This window comes from Micromonospora sp. PLK6-60, assembly GCF_019890675.1.
Lineage (GTDB): Bacteria > Actinomycetota > Actinomycetes > Mycobacteriales > Micromonosporaceae > Micromonospora.
Map to the genome: position 1 here is coordinate 122,994 of NZ_JAIOAA010000011.1, position 15,072 is coordinate 138,065.

Consider the following 15,072-nt stretch of genomic DNA (forward strand, 5'->3'; position numbering starts at 1 on the left):
GCACCAATCGCATCGACGGAGCGGTCGAACCGGACACTGGCCCGATGAGGATCGCCATACCGACTGTGAGGAATATTCGGGAACGGGCGACGGCGGCGCCCCGCCGGCTCAGCCGGCCGCTGGCGTGGTGGCGGGCGGCCGTACCGCCGCTTCGAGCAGCGCCAACGTCCGCCGCTGCGCGTCGAGGCCGACGCGGATGCCGACCTGCATCGGCAGGTTCGGGCCGGCGTGTCCGAACTCGACGTTGCCCAGCACCGGGATGTCGCGGTCGCCGAGGACGTCGAGGACGATCTCGGCCAGGGTCGGGGACGCGCCGGCGCCGAGCCCGTCGATCGCGTGCGGGACGCCGACCACCATGCCGGCGATCCGGTCGAGGATGCCGGCGTGCCGCAGCACGTGCAGGTAGCTCCACACGTACGCGGCCTGCCCGCCCATCTCCTCCCAGAACAGCACCGCGCCGTCGAACCGGTCCAGCGGCAGCGCGTACCGCGTCGCCTGCGCCAGCACGATGCGGTTGATCACCCCGCCGATCAGCCGGCCCTCGGCGCGACCGGCCCGCCAGCACTCCCATGCCCCGCTGGCGGGCAGCGCACCGATCGGCTCCGTACCGGTCAACAGCGCCGAGTAGAGCCGCTCCAGTTCCGCCCGGCGGGCCGCGGGCGCGCGCTGCCACGCCCCGCCGAGCCCGGGGGTGGCCAGGTCGGCGTGGAACCCGACCAGGCCCGTGCGGGCGTAGAGCACCAGATGCAGCAGCGAGATGTCGCTGTAGCCGAGGATCGGCTTGGGGTCGGCGGCGACCGCCGCGACGTCGATCAGGTCGAGGTAGCCCAGCGCCGTCTGGCCGCCGTCATGGGCGATGACGGCGCGGACCTCGGGGTCACGCAGCAGCGCATTGAGCTCCCCGGCGATCTCCGCCGGCGTGGCCGCGCTCCACCAGCGGCGCCGGCCGGCTTGGAGCAGCGGTGCCCGGCGCACCCGGAATCCCATCCGCTCCAGCACCTGAACCGCCTGCCCGAGGTCGGGCTCGTAGGCGGCGTCGAGTGGCCCGGACAGCGACGCGACGACGACGAGATCACCGGGCCGCAGGGCGCGGGGCCGCAGCGGGTGGGGCGGGGCGGCGGTCACCGCCGTAGTGTCCCCACACCCGCCACACCGCGCCACCCGGTTACCGGGCCAGCACGGCGCCCTGGTCGGCCAGGAAGTCCCGCATCGTCCGGGCCGGCCGCCCGGTCACCCGCTCGACGGTGTCGGTCACCGTCGCGAAGCTGCCGGCGTGCACCCGCTCGAACGTCAGCACGAAGAGTTCCCGCTCGAAGCCCGTGGTCCCGGCCACGGCCTCGTCGACGGTGACCTCCCGGTGGGCCAGGGGGTGGCCGATCGCGGCGGAGAGCAGCTCGGCGGTGCGCGGCAGCGAGAGGGCCTCCGGGCCGGTGATCTCGTACGCCTGGCCGGCGTGCCCCTCGTCGAGCAGCGCCCGTTCGGCCACGGCCGCGATGTCCCGGGCGTCGATCCAGGCCAGCCGCTCCCCGCCGCCGGGGAATTCCAGCTTCCCGCCGCCGGCGATCTGGTCGCGATAGAAGCGCGGGTCGGTGAAGACCTGCATGAACCAGCTCGGCCGCAGGATCGTCCAGGCGCGCCCGCTGTCCCGGACCGCCCGCTCGGCGCGCGGCGCCCAACCGTCGGGCCCCATGTAGTCGGCATCCTGCTCGGACAGCAGGACGACCCGGGTCCGCGGCGACGTCTCGGTGAGCAGCGCGCCGATCAGCTCCGGCGCGTCCGCGCGATCCGGCCGGACGACGTACACGGCGTCCACGCCCTCGGTCGCGGCCGGCCAGCCGGACGGGTCGTCCCAGGAGAAGGCGGTCGGGCGGACCCCGTCGATGCGGACCGTGGCCGGGTCGCTGCTGCCGCCGAGGACCTCGACGCCCCGGGCGACGAGCAGTCGCGCCAGCGGTGCGCCGGTCTTGCCGCGGACCCCGGTCACCAGCACGCGGGTGATGCCGTCTCCGGCCGAGTGCGGACGCGTCACGTCGTACCACTCCCTTTTCCTTTAGTGGCTAAAGTTTCTCGACCCACCTAAACACGGATGCCTGAGTGGGTCAAGTAATCTCTCGGCATGACCGAGGTGACGGAGGGCCTTGACCAGCAGGTGTCGGACCTCGTGTTCGCGTACGACGCCGCGTACGGGCGGGCCGCGCAGACGGTGTCGTTGAGCGCCGCCCAGGCCTGCCTGCTCGAACACCTGACCGCAGACGGCTGCTCGATGGGGGAGCTGGCCGGCGAGCTGCTGTGCGACGCCTCGAACGTCACCCAGCTCGTCTCCCGGCTGGAGGCCCGCGGCCTGGTGGCCCGCGTGCCCGACCCGGCCGACCGGCGGATCAAGCGGGTGTCGATCACCCCGGCGGGGCAGCGCGTGCGCGACGCCGTCCGGCGGGCCTTCGACTTCCCGTCCGACCGGCTCGGCCGGCTGACCCAACCGGAGCGACACCAGCTCGCCGCGCTGCTGGCGAAGGTGCTGGCGTAGCCGCTGCCGGCTATTGCTGGTGACAGCCGCACCCCTGGTTGGCTACGGTGCCGGGGACGCCGGATCGAGTCGACGGGGTGGTCGGTGAGGCGACGTTCGCCGCAGGAGAAGAAGGCGCTCAGCTATGCCCGGGACCGCCGGAACAGCTACGGCGCGAACGACAAGAGTTCGCGCCGCGGCATTCGCCGTAACAAGCGGTTCCCGCACCGGGCGAACCGGCACCAGGAGCGGCTGGACCTCACCACGCTCACCGGGGCACCCGATCCGCTGACCGTCGAGGCCGTCGAGGACCGGCTGCGGGGCCGGCGTCCGAAGTCCTGGCGCAAGGTGCCTGACCAGCCGCTCGGTGTGGTGCTGGCGGCCCGCCGTACGCGATGATCGTTGCCGGTGGCCGGCCCTCTCTGCCCGGCGGGAGCGGTGGCTGATGGCTGACGCGGCGGGACCGGCGGGCCCGGCCGGACCGTCCCGGTTCGAGCGGGTCGTGCTGGGCTGGGTACGGGGCGACGGCGAGACCGCGCTCACCGCCGGGCTGTGGCTGGCGTTCACCGCGCTGCTGACGTCGGCGTTCCTGTTCGTCCTCGGTTGGGAGGTGCGCGACGGCCTCGCCCTGGAGAACCGGGGCCGCCTCGCGGAGGCCCGGGTGGTGCGGGTCAACGAGGGGCGGGGGGTGACCGCCAACATCGTCTTCGTCAGCGGCCCGACCGGGACCGAGGCGCTGATGGAGGACCCCGCGGGCCCCCCGGAGCCCGGCGAGGTGATCCTGGTCCGGTACGACCCCCGGGACCCGGGTGTGGTCCGGGACGCGGCGGCCCCGATCTGGCGATGGCCGTTGCTGCTCATCGGTGCGGTGATCTCGGCGTCGGGCTCGGTGGTCGTGGCGGCCGAGTGGCTGCGGTTCGCGCGGCGGCTGCGGGAGCGCCGGTGGCGGCGGGGACCGGGTGCGGGGCGGCACCCGGGCGGGTCACGGTAGCGGCTCGGGTGCGCCAAGTGCCGTTAGACTCGCCGGCCATGGGACGCCTCACCTTCAGCCTCAACCTCACCCTGGACGGGTGCGTCGACCACCAGGAGGGGATCGCCGACGACGAGACGCACGCCTTGTTCACCCGTCTCATGGACGAGAGCGGGGCGATGCTGTGGGGTCGCGTCACCTACGAGATGATGGAGAGCTACTGGCCGGCCGTCGCCCGCGGCGACGAGGAGGCGCCGCCGGCCATGCGCGAGTGGGCGGTCAAGCTGGAGGCCAAACCCAAGTACGTGGTGTCGTCGACGCGCACGGACTTCCCGTGGACCAACAGCCACCACATCGCCGGCGATCTGCGCGAGGGCGTGCAGAAGCTCAAGGACGCGACCCCGGCCGGGGTCCTCCTCGGGAGCGGCAGGCTGGCGAACGAGCTCGACCGGCTGGACCTGATCGACGAGTACCGGCTGCTCGTCCATCCCAGGATCGCCGGCCACGGCCCGACGCTGTACCAGGGCGGGCTGCCCGGCACGCGCCGGCTCGAGCTGCTCTCGGCGGCGCCGCTGCGCAACGGCGCGGTGGCCATGCACTACCGCCGCGCGCGCTGAGGCATCGGAACCCATCGCGTCATTGCTCGGTGGGCCTGGACCGAGGTGACCTCACCCGGCCCACGCCCATCCGAAACGCGCCCTAGGGTTGGCGCATGCCGGTGGAGCCACCCGTGATCGACCTCGACACCCAGGAGCCCGCCCGACCCGACAGCCGGCGGGCCGGCGGAGCCGGGGGCACCGTACGCGTCCTCGCCGCGCTGGTCGTCGGCCTGCTCGTCGGCGGCGTCGGGGTCAGCGTGCTGCGCGACCACCGCGACCAGCGGGCCCGCGACAGCGTCGTCGCGCTGGTGGCCACGCCCACTGGAGCGACCGAGACCGGCGGGTCCGCCGGCGGCAATGCCTGGGTGGCGGGGCACCTGATGGTGGTCAACGCCGGGCCGGAGCCGGTCACCGTCCGCTCGGTGCGGGCGCAGCGGGACGGCCTCCTGCTCGCCGACGACAAGCACAGCGTGACCATCCGTTCCGCCGGCACCGGCTGGATCCGCGTCCGGATGGAGTTCGACTGCGCGACGCAATTCGAACCGACCCCGTTGACGCTGCGCTTCTCGGTGCAGACGGCGGACCGCCGAGTGCGGGAGGTCGGCCATCCGGTCGCGCTGATCGGCAGTAGCTGGCTGGAAACGGGCATTCAGATCTGCCCGCGCGGCTGACCGCCAGGCCGGCCCGCCTGCGGCGGCGGGCCGGCCGGGTCCGGTCAGCCCGGCAACGGCAGCCGGGTCGGCTCCACCGTCACCGACGGGCTCGGCGACGAGGTACGGCTCGGCCGCGGGTTCGGCCTGCCGGTGGGGGAGGGGCTGGTCGTCCGCGGCGACGGCGACACCCGGCTCGGGGTCGCCGACGGCGTGCTCGGCGTCGGCCTGGTCGGCTCCGGCGTGGTCGGCTCCGGCCGGGCGGTGCTCGGCCGCGGGGCCGGCGCGCTGGTCGCCGGGGCGTCGTCGGGGAACTTCGGCTCGGCGAACCGGTACTTGTCCGGGTTGAGCTTCATCGCCGCGGTGGCCGAGGTCAGGAACTGCCGCCAGATCGGCGCGGCCCCGGCGGAGCCGAACACGTTGTTGTTGCCGTCGGTGGTCCGCAGCGGCTTGCCGTCGGTGGTGCCCAGCCACACGGCGGCCGACAGCGCGCCCGTCCAGCCGACCATCCAGGTGTGCGCGTTCTCGGTCAGGCTCTGCCCGGACTGCCAGGTGCCGGTCTTGCCGGCGGAGTCCCAGCCGTTGTCGAGCTTGGCCGCCCTGACCTGCCGCAGCGTCCAGTTGAGCTGGGCGGTCGCCTCGTCGTCCAGGCCGACGTCGGTCTGGGTCAGCTTCTCCTCGTAGAGGCGGTCGTCGCCCTTGGCGACCATCCGGACGAAGTGCGCCTCGGCGCGCTTGCCGCCGGCCGCGAAGGTGGCCATCCCGTTGGCGTGGTCCTGCACGGTGATGCCGTACTGGCCGAGGCCGACCTCGGTGGAGAACTTGCCGGCGACGTCGGCGCCGCTCTTGCCACGCAGGTCCACCCGCTGCGGCTTGCTCTCGCCCGCGGCGTTCTCCCACATCGACTCGACGCCCGCCCGGGTGGCCATGTCGATCACCTTGTCCACGCCGAGCAGCTCGGTCAGCTCGAAGTAGGTGACGTTGAGCGAGTGGACGGTGGCCTCCCACAGCGCGCAGTCGGGCTGGCAGTCGGCCTTCTCCGCGTTGCGGATCGGGCCAGCCGGGCTGCTCTTGGTCCGCCCCGACGAGGGGAACTCCTTGGTGTCGGGCGCGTCGAAGTGCTTCTTGACCGAGATCTTGTCCCGTACGGCGGCGGCCAGGTCGTACACCTTGAACGACGACCCCGGCGGGTGCTGGCCGAAGCCGACCGGCTGGCCCTCCTCGTCGTAGTACCAGCCGGCGTAGTCGGCGCCCTCGCCGTCGTTGCCGCCGTAGTAGCCGAGCACCCGGCCGGTGCCCGGCTCGACCGACACCAGCGCGGCCTGCCAGTTCTTCGGCTGCCCGCGTACCTGCTCGGGGGCGGTGTCGCGGCGGATGTCGGCGGCGTTCTCCGCCGCGTCCTGCACCCGCTTGTCGATGGTGGTGACGATCTTGAAGCCGCCGTTGCGGATGTAGTCGGACGTCTTGTCCTTGAACGGCTCGGTCTGCCGCAACTCGCTGAGCACGTGCTTGACCACCAGGCCGGTGGGCCGGTTGGTGTTGGACTGCCGCCCCTTGCGGTCGATCGGCTTCACCGAGTCCGGGTACGCCAGGTCCGCCGCCTGCTGCGGGTCGAGGTAGCCCAGCTTCACCATGCCGTCGCGGATGTACGACCAGCGTTCCATCGAGTTCTGCTTGGCCTTCGGGCCGCGCGCCGGGTCGTAACCGGGCTGCCCCTCGGGGTCGTCCGGGTTCGCCTCGGGCTGCTTGACCATCGCGCACAGCATCATCGCCTCGGACACGGTGAGCTGCCGGGCGGCGGGCGCGTCCTTGCGCACGGTCTTGCCGAAGTACGCCTGGGCGGCGGCCTCGATGCCGTACGCGCCCCGCCCGAACGGCACGGTGTTCAGGTAGAAGCCGAGGATCTCCTCCTTGGAATACGTGTCGTCGAGCTTCCAGGCGACGACCGCCTCGCGCAGCTTCCGCGAGTAGGTGACGCCCTTGAGGTCGGCGGCCACCCGGGCGTACTGCTGGGTGATGGTCGACGCGCCCTGCCGCTGCCCGCCGGTGACGTTCGACCAGGCGGCGCGGAGCACACCGGCGAAGTCGATGCCCGGGTTCTTCCAGAAGCTGCGGTCCTCGGCGGCCACGATCGCCTGCTTGGCGGTGTCGTTCATCTCCGCGTACGGCACGATCGTCCGGTTCTCCGCACCGAGCGTCGCCATCGGCGTCTTGCCGTCGGCGTAGTAGACGGTGGTCGACTCGGGCAGTTTCAGGTCGGTGGGGGTGGGCACGCTGTCGACGTAGTAGGTGCCGCCGATCAGCCCGATGCCGGCGAGCAGGGCGAGGACCGCCAGGATGATCGGCCACCGCCGCCGGCGGCGCGCCTTCGGCGCCGGGGCGGCCGGCCGGCCGGCGTCGTGGCCACGGCGGGGCGCGGCGTAGCCGCCCGGACCAGCGGGTCCGTATCTGCCGCCGTCGTCGTAGTTACCGGTATCAGACACCCGCACCCGGTACCCCTAGCTCGGCTCGCCGAATCGTGGACGGGTGCGGTGAGCCTGGTCGCGCCTGCCCACCCCGCCCGTTACCGGCCGGGCCGGGGTTGCCGACCTTACCGCTCCCACCTGCGCAAACGTAATCCGGTGCCGGCCGGGGCGCGGTCAGCGACCAGTGTTGATCTTCAGGTCGACGCCCTGCGCCGCGCAGGCGTCCTTGAGCCCCTTCAGGTGCTCGGTCAGCTGCGTGACGTACGTCATCGCCTGGTCGAGGCTGTCGCGCTGCGTCTTGTCCAGCTGGGAGATCCGCCAGGCCACGTCCACCGCGCCGGTGCCGTGCGTACGGATGTCGTCGTACCTCGAATCCGCGAACTTGGCCCGCATCTCGTCGTACGTTTCCTTGCTGAGCTGGTCCTCGCCGGCCGGGCTCGGTTCGCCCCGATCGGCCCGGTCGGCGTTCGCCGCCATCTCCTTGCAGGCGGCGACGCCGGAGTCCTCCTTGACGAAGCCGTCATAGACGGCCCAGCCGCCGACCCCGAGCACCAGCGCGGCCACCACGCCGGCGGCCGCGAGGAGCACCGGCTTGCGGCCCGCACCCGACGCGGGCGGCTGCCCGTCGTAGCCCCACGGGCCCGGCGCCGGCGGATACTGGCCGGCCTGCTCCGCAGCCCCCGGATACGGCGGCTGGCCCGGGTACGGCGGCTGGCCCGGATACTGGGCCTGGCCCGGGTACGGCGGCTGGCCCGTGGCCGGCGCCGGGTAGCCCTGCTGGCCGGGCTGCTGCGGGTAACCCGGCTGCTGCTGGTGGGGGTACGGCGCCTGCCCCGGGTACGGCTGCCCCGGATATGCCGGCTGCTGCTCGGCGGCCGGCGGGAACGGCTGCTGCGGCGCCGTTGGTTCGCCCGGCTGGTACGGCGGCTGCGGCCCCGGATACGGACTGCTCATGAGGGTGCTCCCGAGGTGGGTCGGCGGTGCGGTCGAGGTGCGTCGACAGTCGGGCCCGGCAACCGACGGGGGACAGGTCTGTCCGGGTACGCCTGCGCGATCGTACTGAAATCCCGGCCCGGCCGTTGACCCGCACGCGGCGCGGGCCGTCGGTCAGTATGTTCGAGCAGTTCCACCGGTAGCCGCCCCGCGGATGTCGAGAACGGGACGCCGGCTCCGTCCCAGGGGCACGAGCGGCCACCACGGGCCGTGCCGAGAGGGAGAACGACATGAGGTACCTGCTGCTGAAGCACTACCGCGGCGGCCCGGCGCCGGTCGAGGGCTGGACGACGATGGACCGGTGGACCCCGGCGGAGGTCGACGCGCACATGCGGTACATGCGTGACTTCGCCGACCGCCTCCAGGAGTCGGGCGAGTTCGTCGACGGCCAGGCACTCGCGCCCGAGGGCACGTTCGTGCGGTACGACGGCGCGGGGCGACCGCCGGTGACCGATGGCCCGTTCGCCGAGACCAAGGACCTCATCGCCGGCTGGTTCGTCATCGACGTGGCGTCCTGGGACCGCGCGGTGCAACTGGCCGGGGAACTGTCCGCCGCTCCCGGTGCCGGCGGCAAACCGATCCAGGAGTGGCTCGAGGTGCGGCCGTTCCTCACCGAGGCGCCCACGGTGGCCGGGTGAACGAGTCGCTGCTGCGGGAACTCGTGCCCGCGGTGATCGGGGTCCTCGTCCGACGCGGAGCTGACTTCGCGTCGGCCGAGGACGCCGTGCAGGAGGCCCTGATCCGGGCGCTGGAGACCTGGCCGGACGACCCGCCCCGCGAACCGAAGGGGTGGCTCGTCGCAGTCGCCTGGCGCAAATTCCTCGACGCCGCCCGGGCCGAGACGTCCCGACGCGGGCGGGAGGTCGCCGTCCAGGTCGAGCCGCCCGCCGGTCCGGCGCCCGCCACGGACGACACGCTGCGGCTCTATTTCCTGTGCGCGCACCCGACCCTGCCGCCGGCCTCGGCCGTCGCCCTGACCCTGCGCGCGGTCGGTGGCCTGACCACCCGGCAGATCGCGGCGGCGTACCTGGTCCCCGAGGCGACCATGGCGCAGCGGATCAGCCGCGCCAAGCGGCGGATCACCGGGCTGCCCCTCGACCAGGCCGGTGACCTCGGCACCGTGCTGCGGGTGCTCTACCTCGTCTTCAACGAGGGATACGGCGGGGACGTCGACCTGGCCGCCGAGGCGATCCGCCTCACCCGGCAACTCGTCGCCCTGACCGCCGAGCCCGAGGTCGCCGGGTTGCTCGCGCTGATGCTGCTGCACCACGCCCGCCGCGCGTCGCGTACCGGCCCGCAGGGTCGCCTGGTGCCGCTGCGCGACCAGGACCGGTCGCGGTGGGACACCGGCCTGATCGCCGAGGGCGTGGTCATCCTGCAGGCCGCGCTGGCCCGCGACCGGCTGGGGGAGTACCAGGCGCAGGCCGCGATCGCCGCCCTGCACGCCGACGCCCGCACCACCGCCGAGACGGACTGGGTGCAGATCGTGGAGTGGTACGACGAACTGCTCCAGCTCACCGGCAGTCCGGTGGTGCGGCTCAACCGCGCGGTGGCGGTCGGCGAGGCGGACGGGCCGCGGGCCGGCCTCGCGGCGCTGGCCGACGTGTCCCCCGACCTGCCCCGGTACGCGGCGGTGACCGCGTACCTGCACGAACGCGCCGGTGACCTCGACCGCGCCGGCGAGCTGTACGTCGAGGCCGCCCGCGCGGCCACCAGCGTGCCGGAGCGCGACCACCTCACCCGGGAGGCCGCCCGGGTGCGGCAGGTGCAAGGCGGGGCCCCTTGTTAACGCATTCGGTATAGGAGGGGCCCCCTGTTAACGCCCGCAGCGAGCTCAGGCGCCGCGGGTGAACAGCTCAGGCGCCGCGGGCGAACAGCGCGGGGTCAGGCGTCGCGGGCGAACAGCGCCAGGCGTACCCGGTTGGGGCTGCCGGTCTTGGCCATCAGGCTGGTGATGTGGGTCTTGACGGTGGTCACCCCGATGTGGAGCCGATCCGCGATCTCGGTGTTGGACAGTCCCTCGGCCACCAGGTCCAGCACGTCCTGCTCCCGCGCGGTCAGCCCCTCGACCGGCCGGGGCGCCTCCGGGCGGGCGTGCACCGCGCGCTGCACCAGCCGGCGCAGCACGTCCTGGCTGAACGGGCTGTCGCCCACCGCGGCCCGGCGGATGCCGTCGAGCAGGTCGGTGGGGGGCGCGTCCTTGAGCAGGAAGCCGCAGGCGCCGGCGGTCAGCGCCGGATAGAGGTGGTCGTCGTCGCCGAAGGTGGTCAGCACCAGCACCCGGGTGGCGGGCCGGTCGGCGAGGATGCGGGTGGTCGCGGTGATCCCGTCGACGCCGGGCATGCGCAGGTCCATCACGACGACGTCGGGGACCAGCCGCGTCGCGAGGGTGATCGCCTCGCGGCCGTTGTCGGCCTCGCCGACGACCTCGATGTCGGGCTGGGCGTCGCAGAGCATGCGCAGGCCGGCGCGGATGAGGTGCTGGTCGTCGACCAGCAGGACCCGGATCATGCCGGCTCCGGCGCGTACGGTCCGGCCGGCGGCCCGCCACCGCGCGGCGGTCCGGACGGGGTGCCCCGCGGCGGCCGGGGCGACGGCGGCGCGGCGGCGACCACCGGCCCGGTCTCGGTGACCGGCAGGACGGTACGCACCCGCCAGCCCGCCCCGACCGGCCCCGCCTCCAGCGCGCCGCCGAGCACCTCGACGCGCTCCCGCATGCCGGTGATGCCGTGCCCGCCGCCGGCCGGCACCGTCGCTGGCCGCCGGCCCCGCCCGTCGTCGCTGACCTCCCAGTGCACGGCGCCGTCGACCACGGACACCAGCAGCCGGGCCCGGGCGGACGTGCCGGCGTGCTTGGCCACGTTGGTCAGCGCCTCCTGGGTGAGCCGCAGCACCGCCATGCCGCGTACCGCGTCGAGCGCGCCGACCGCCGGGTCGATCTCCGCCTCCACGGTGACCCCGGCCTGGCGGGCCCGGTCGACCGCCGCGCCGAGCGCGGCCGGCAGCGCGGACGGCTCGATCGCGGTCAACGCCGCGTCCCCGCGTACGCCGTCGGGGTCGCGTAGCACCGCGACCAGCCGGCGCAGGTCCGCCAGGGCGTCGGTCCCGGTCCGGTGCACGTCGTCGAAGACCTCGCTCACCCGTGGGTCGAGGTCGGGTAGGACGTGCCGGGCCACGCCGACGCGCAGCACCATGGACGCCACGTGGTGCGCGAGCACGTCGTGCAGTTCACGGGCGATGGCGCTGCGTTCGTCGGCGCGGGCGGCCCGGCTCTCCGACTCGCGCCGACGCTGCTCGGCCGCCGCCCGCTCCTGCGCCTGCCGGGTCAGCTCGCCGGTGGTGCGGATGACCAGGCCGAGCAGCAGCGGCACGCCCACCTCGACGAGCAGCCCGAACACCCCGGACAGCGCCCGGCGCAGCGGGTCGCCGATCGAGTCGGTCAGGTCCACCACGGCCAGCAGGCCGGCGGCCAGCCACACGGTGCGCAGCCGGCCCGCCCGCATGGTCAGCTCCAGCAACGCCCAGCTGGCGCCGACCTGGTTGATGGTGACGTCGTCGAGGGTGTGCAGCGCCACCGCCAGCAGCGCGGTCTGCACGACCAGGTTGACCCGTGCCCGGCGGTGCAGCGCCATCCCGGCCGCGAACGCGGGCACCGCCAGCAGCCACTGGGCCGTGGTCGGCGACCGGTCCGCCTGGCCCCCGACGAGCAGGTAGCAGAGCCCGCTGAGGTTCAGCAGCAGCATCCGGACGAACGTGTCCCGCGCGTCGAACAGTCGCGCCACCCAGCCCACCCGCATCAGGGTAGGCGCTGCGGCCCGGCCGCAGTAGGTACCGGCTGGCGGACCCACCGGGTGCGCAGCGCCAGGTAGCCGCCCAGACCGACCGGGCCGAGCAGGATCGTCAGCAGCAGCACCGGCGCCATCACCAGCGCCGGCACCCCCCGTTGGCGGCTGTCGAGCCATGCCCATCGGCCGGCGAACAGGTCGAACCCGACCAGGTGCGCCCAGGCCGCCGCCGCGCCGTCCGGGGTGCCGAGCAGGTCGCGCACCCCGTCCAGCGTCGGCGACGTCACCGCCGGCAGCACCGTGCCCAGCGCCGGCAGCACCAGTGCCGCGTAGATCACCAGGACCGGCGCCACGATCAGCGGGGAGCCGATGATCCGGGCGGTCACCGGGCGGTTCGGCAGCAGGATCATCAGCGCCCAGAAGGGCGCGGCCACCGCGAACGTCAGCGTGAACAGAGCGCCGGTCATCCGGCCAGCGCCAGTCGCGGGGCGGGCCGGCGCAGGACGACGACCGCGGTGGCGGTGGCGGTCGCCGTCAGCAGCGCGGTGGCGGCGGCGACGGTGAGCGCGTCGGGGCGCAGCAGCGGCTGCCCGCGCAGCGCCTGCCAGGTGAGCAGGATGGTGAGCAGGCCGTACGCGGCGCCCGCGACGGTCAGCAGCCGTGTCCGGGTGCGCTCGTCGAGCCGGTGGGCGGCGAACCGGTGCAGCAGCATTGCCAGGATCGGCAGCGCCTGCAGGGCGTGCAGCCCGACGAAGTGCCCGATGCGCAGGTCACCGCCGGTGGTGCTCCACCCGAGCAGCGGCAGGCCGGGCCCGCCGTCCGCGACGCCCACGCTGTGCGCCCCGGCGACCCCCTCCACCGCCGGCGCCGGGTCGCCCGCCACCATCGGGAAGGCGACAAGCATGCCGAGCAGCGACAGCCCGAGCCCCCAGCCGACGGCACGCGCGGCGGCCCGGTCGGGGATCCGCCGGCGCAGCACCACGACCGCGATCACCACGTGCGCGACGAACAACGCCATGATCAGCATGCCCATCATCTGCCACAGCGCAGCGTTGAACGGGGTGCTCTCGTTGAAGTGGCTGGCGGTGCCGCGCAGCACCTGCCCCACGATGATCGCCATCTCGCCGACGCCCACCGCCACGATGGCGGTGCCCGCCCACTCGGCCACCCGGCTGCGCCGCGGCAGCAGGGACAGCATCCAGGCGAGGGTGGCGGCGTACACCACGAACGACACGGCGAACTTGAACGGCTTGACCCAGATCGGCGCGCCGGTGAGCACGCGCGGGTCGGCGACGATGCCGACCGCGGCGACGACGGCCAGGACCGCCATCGCCGACACGAAGACCATCAGGGGGCGGTGCCAGTGGGCCGCCCGGCCCAGTGCGGTGGTTGTCATGCCATCGATGCTGGTGCGCCGGCTGATCGACTTCGTCGGACCGGAAGCCCCGGTTGCGGCCGCCGGTCGGAGCGCGTCTCCACCCCTGGTAGGAGACGGCGGCGCCGGGCCGCTCTAGACCGTGCCCGACAGGTACGCCCGCCGCCGTTCCGGCTCGAACTTCTCGATCGCGTACCGCAGCATGACCCGCGGCATGGCCCGATGGTGCCGGCCCAGGAACGCCTCCGCCGCGGCCCGGTCCCGGTTGCCCACCTCGCGCAGCATCCAGCCCACCGCCTTGTGCACCAGGTCGTGCGGGTCGCGCAGCAGCCGCTCGGCGAGCCGGAAGGTCCAGTCGAAGTCGCCGGCCCGGACGAACGCGAAGGTCGCCATGACCGCGATCCGCCGCTCCCACACCAGCCGCGACCCGGCCAACCGGTCCAGCACGCTCCGGTCCTTGTCGAGCAACCACGGGCCCACGATGTACGGCGCGGACGAGTCCACCAGGTCCCAGTTGTCGATCCGGTCGGTGTTGGCCAGCACGAGGTCGAAGATCTCGTCCCGTTCCGGCTCGCTGCCCCTGGCGAACTTGCGCACCAGGACGAGGAGCGCGGTGAGCCGCTCCTCGTGCACGTCGCTGCGCAGCAGCGCCGCCGTGTCGGTCAGCGAAAGGTCACGCCAGTACCGGCCGGCCACCCGGCGCTGGTCCGGCACGGTGACGCCGATGGCCCGGTCGCCCTCGCCGTAGCCGCCCGGCTGCATCTGCAGGAACCGGCTGACCTGCTCCGCCCGCCGCGGATCGGCGAGGCGGGCGAGGTCCCGGCGGACGTCGGCGGCGGTGGTGGCCATGACTGTGCAAGCTACCGCCGCCGCCCGTCACGGGACCGGCGACCCGTCGTACGCGCCGATGACCGACAGCAGCCGCAGCTTGTCGTAGCTGTCCGTGCCCGGGGTGGCCGTGTAGACCACCAGTTGCTGCGACTGGTCGGGATCGATCAACCGCTGGCACTGCAACTCGAGCAGGCCGACCTGGGGATGTGCGATCCGCTGCGGTCCGCAGTACGGGCCGGCGACGGGATGCCGCCGCCACAGCGCGGTGAACTCGGGGCTCGCCGCGAGCAGCGCGTCGACGATCGCCGCCGCCCGCGAGCCCTTGCCGTCGCGGACGAACGAGGCGTGCAGGTCGGCCACGACGGTGAGGCTCTGCGCCGCCCGCTCCGGCTCGGGGTGGATCAGCCGGGTGTCGGGATCGGTGAACCAGCGGTAGTGCAGGCTGCGTGCCAGGCCGGTGTGTCGCCGCTGGTCGCCCAGCAGGGCCACGGCGAGGGGCGTCTGGAGCATCGTCTCGCCGAGGTGGGAGACGACCTGCGCGGCCGCGTCGTGCAGGCCGTCGAAGATGCGCAGCATTCCCGGGTTGATGTGTTCGGCCTCCGCCGACCGGGGCGGTGTCGCGTAGCCCGCCAAGCGGAACAGGTGGTCGCGTTCCTCCAGCGACAGGCGTAGCGCGCGGGCGAGCGCCGCCAGCATCTGCTCGGAGGGGTACGGACCGCGCGGCTGTTCGAGGCGGGTGTAGTAGTCGACGGACATGTCGCCGAGCACCGCGACCTCCTCCCGGCGCAGCCCCGTGGTGCGGCGGCGCCGCCCGCGGGGCAACCCCACGTCCTCGGGCTGCAACGCCTCCCGCCGGGTACGCAGGTATTCGGCCAGTCGGGCGCGGTCCACGAAGGGCCCT

Annotated in this window: 17 protein-coding genes; 7 read left to right on the plus strand and 10 right to left on the minus strand. The window is 73.8% G+C overall.

Annotated elements, in window-relative coordinates; genetic code table 11:
- Positions 1-108: 108 nt before the first annotated feature.
- Positions 109-1,125: an LD-carboxypeptidase gene (locus K7640_RS20675; RefSeq protein WP_222956519.1), complete on the minus strand. Its 1,017-nt coding sequence runs from the start codon at positions 1,123-1,125 to the stop codon at positions 109-111.
- Positions 1,126-1,165: 40 nt separating this feature from the next.
- Complete coding sequence (locus K7640_RS20680) at positions 1,166-2,029, minus strand: NAD(P)H-binding protein (RefSeq protein ID WP_222956520.1); 864 nt, start codon at positions 2,027-2,029, stop codon at positions 1,166-1,168.
- An 87-nt stretch (positions 2,030-2,116) separates the two neighbouring features.
- On the opposite strand from K7640_RS20680, the gene K7640_RS20685 reads away from it, so the two are divergent.
- The 5 genes from K7640_RS20685 to K7640_RS20705 all read left to right on the plus strand — a co-directional run bounded on the left by K7640_RS20685 (position 2,117) and on the right by K7640_RS20705 (position 4,743).
- Positions 2,117-2,524: a MarR family winged helix-turn-helix transcriptional regulator gene (locus tag K7640_RS20685; RefSeq protein WP_222956521.1), complete on the plus strand. Its 408-nt coding sequence runs from the start codon at positions 2,117-2,119 to the stop codon at positions 2,522-2,524.
- 84 nt (positions 2,525-2,608) lie between these two features.
- A complete protein-coding gene (locus K7640_RS20690; protein WP_222956522.1) occupies positions 2,609-2,902 on the plus strand; it encodes a hypothetical protein in 294 nt (97 codons plus the stop codon).
- A 46-nt stretch (positions 2,903-2,948) separates the two neighbouring features.
- Complete coding sequence (locus tag K7640_RS20695) at positions 2,949-3,494, plus strand: hypothetical protein (protein ID WP_222956523.1); 546 nt, start codon at positions 2,949-2,951, stop codon at positions 3,492-3,494.
- Between the two features lie 38 nt (positions 3,495-3,532).
- Positions 3,533-4,090: a dihydrofolate reductase family protein gene (locus K7640_RS20700; protein ID WP_222956524.1), complete on the plus strand. Its 558-nt coding sequence runs from the start codon at positions 3,533-3,535 to the stop codon at positions 4,088-4,090.
- A gap of 95 nt (positions 4,091-4,185) precedes the next feature.
- Positions 4,186-4,743 (plus strand): hypothetical protein, encoded by a 558-nt coding sequence (locus tag K7640_RS20705; RefSeq protein ID WP_222956525.1) that lies wholly within the window; start codon positions 4,186-4,188, stop codon positions 4,741-4,743.
- A gap of 44 nt (positions 4,744-4,787) precedes the next feature.
- Here the strand turns inward: K7640_RS20705 and K7640_RS20710 are convergent, their stop codons facing one another.
- Both K7640_RS20710 and K7640_RS20715 read right to left on the minus strand, forming a co-directional pair.
- Positions 4,788-7,205, minus strand: a complete 2,418-nt coding sequence (locus K7640_RS20710; RefSeq protein ID WP_222956526.1) for a transglycosylase domain-containing protein — start codon at positions 7,203-7,205, stop codon at positions 4,788-4,790.
- A gap of 156 nt (positions 7,206-7,361) precedes the next feature.
- Complete coding sequence (locus tag K7640_RS20715; RefSeq protein ID WP_222956527.1) at positions 7,362-8,141, minus strand: hypothetical protein; 780 nt, start codon at positions 8,139-8,141, stop codon at positions 7,362-7,364.
- A 269-nt stretch (positions 8,142-8,410) separates the two neighbouring features.
- Here K7640_RS20715 and K7640_RS20720 point away from each other — a divergent pair, with 269 nt between their 5' ends.
- Together K7640_RS20720 and K7640_RS20725 are read left to right on the plus strand one after the other, a co-directional pair.
- A complete protein-coding gene (locus tag K7640_RS20720; RefSeq protein ID WP_222956528.1) occupies positions 8,411-8,818 on the plus strand; it encodes a YciI family protein in 408 nt (135 codons plus the stop codon).
- On the plus strand, positions 8,815-9,969 hold the full coding sequence (locus tag K7640_RS20725; RefSeq protein WP_222956529.1) for an RNA polymerase sigma factor: 1,155 nt from the start codon (positions 8,815-8,817) through the stop codon (positions 9,967-9,969). Before K7640_RS20720 ends, K7640_RS20725 begins: the two co-directional genes overlap by 4 nt.
- A gap of 95 nt (positions 9,970-10,064) precedes the next feature.
- On the opposite strand, the gene K7640_RS20730 is transcribed toward K7640_RS20725, so the two are convergent.
- From K7640_RS20730 to K7640_RS20755, 6 genes are all read right to left on the minus strand, one after another.
- The gene (locus K7640_RS20730; protein ID WP_222956530.1) at positions 10,065-10,691 is read right to left on the minus strand and encodes a response regulator transcription factor; all 627 of its coding nucleotides are present in this window, start codon (positions 10,689-10,691) and stop codon (positions 10,065-10,067) included.
- Positions 10,688-11,971 carry a histidine kinase gene (locus K7640_RS20735; protein WP_222956531.1) on the minus strand — a complete coding sequence of 428 codons (1,284 nt, stop codon included), beginning with the start codon at positions 11,969-11,971 and terminating at the stop codon, positions 10,688-10,690. The genes K7640_RS20730 and K7640_RS20735 overlap by 4 nt, the downstream gene beginning before the upstream one ends.
- A 5-nt stretch (positions 11,972-11,976) precedes the next feature.
- Positions 11,977-12,432, minus strand: a complete 456-nt coding sequence (locus K7640_RS20740; protein WP_222956532.1) for an ABA4-like family protein — start codon at positions 12,430-12,432, stop codon at positions 11,977-11,979.
- Complete coding sequence (locus tag K7640_RS20745) at positions 12,429-13,361, minus strand: hypothetical protein (protein ID WP_222956533.1); 933 nt, start codon at positions 13,359-13,361, stop codon at positions 12,429-12,431. The genes K7640_RS20740 and K7640_RS20745 overlap by 4 nt, the downstream gene beginning before the upstream one ends.
- Positions 13,362-13,475: 114 nt before the next feature.
- Complete coding sequence (locus K7640_RS20750; RefSeq protein ID WP_222956534.1) at positions 13,476-14,189, minus strand: DNA alkylation repair protein; 714 nt, start codon at positions 14,187-14,189, stop codon at positions 13,476-13,478.
- 27 nt (positions 14,190-14,216) lie between these two features.
- Positions 14,217-15,062 carry a helix-turn-helix domain-containing protein gene (locus K7640_RS20755; RefSeq protein ID WP_222956535.1) on the minus strand — a complete coding sequence of 282 codons (846 nt, stop codon included), beginning with the start codon at positions 15,060-15,062 and terminating at the stop codon, positions 14,217-14,219.
- Between the last annotated feature and the right edge of the window lie 10 nt (positions 15,063-15,072).

Excerpts from the sequence above, each read along its gene's own strand:
- K7640_RS20685 (WP_222956521.1), top strand. The coding sequence starts at position 2,117 with ATGACCGAGGTGACGGAGGGCCTTGACCAGCAGGTGTCGGACCTCGTG.
- K7640_RS20695 (WP_222956523.1), top strand. The coding sequence starts at position 2,949 with ATGGCTGACGCGGCGGGACCGGCGGGCCCGGCCGGACCGTCCCGGTTC.
- K7640_RS20700 (WP_222956524.1), top strand. The coding sequence starts at position 3,533 with ATGGGACGCCTCACCTTCAGCCTCAACCTCACCCTGGACGGGTGCGTC.
- K7640_RS20705 (WP_222956525.1), top strand. The coding sequence starts at position 4,186 with ATGCCGGTGGAGCCACCCGTGATCGACCTCGACACCCAGGAGCCCGCC.
- K7640_RS20715 (WP_222956527.1), bottom strand. The coding sequence starts at position 8,141 with ATGAGCAGTCCGTATCCGGGGCCGCAGCCGCCGTACCAGCCGGGCGAA.
- K7640_RS20720 (WP_222956528.1), top strand. The coding sequence starts at position 8,411 with ATGAGGTACCTGCTGCTGAAGCACTACCGCGGCGGCCCGGCGCCGGTC.
- K7640_RS20730 (WP_222956530.1), bottom strand. The coding sequence starts at position 10,691 with ATGATCCGGGTCCTGCTGGTCGACGACCAGCACCTCATCCGCGCCGGC.
- K7640_RS20740 (WP_222956532.1), bottom strand. The coding sequence starts at position 12,432 with ATGACCGGCGCTCTGTTCACGCTGACGTTCGCGGTGGCCGCGCCCTTC.
- K7640_RS20745 (WP_222956533.1), bottom strand. The coding sequence starts at position 13,361 with ATGACAACCACCGCACTGGGCCGGGCGGCCCACTGGCACCGCCCCCTG.
- K7640_RS20750 (WP_222956534.1), bottom strand. The coding sequence starts at position 14,189 with ATGGCCACCACCGCCGCCGACGTCCGCCGGGACCTCGCCCGCCTCGCC.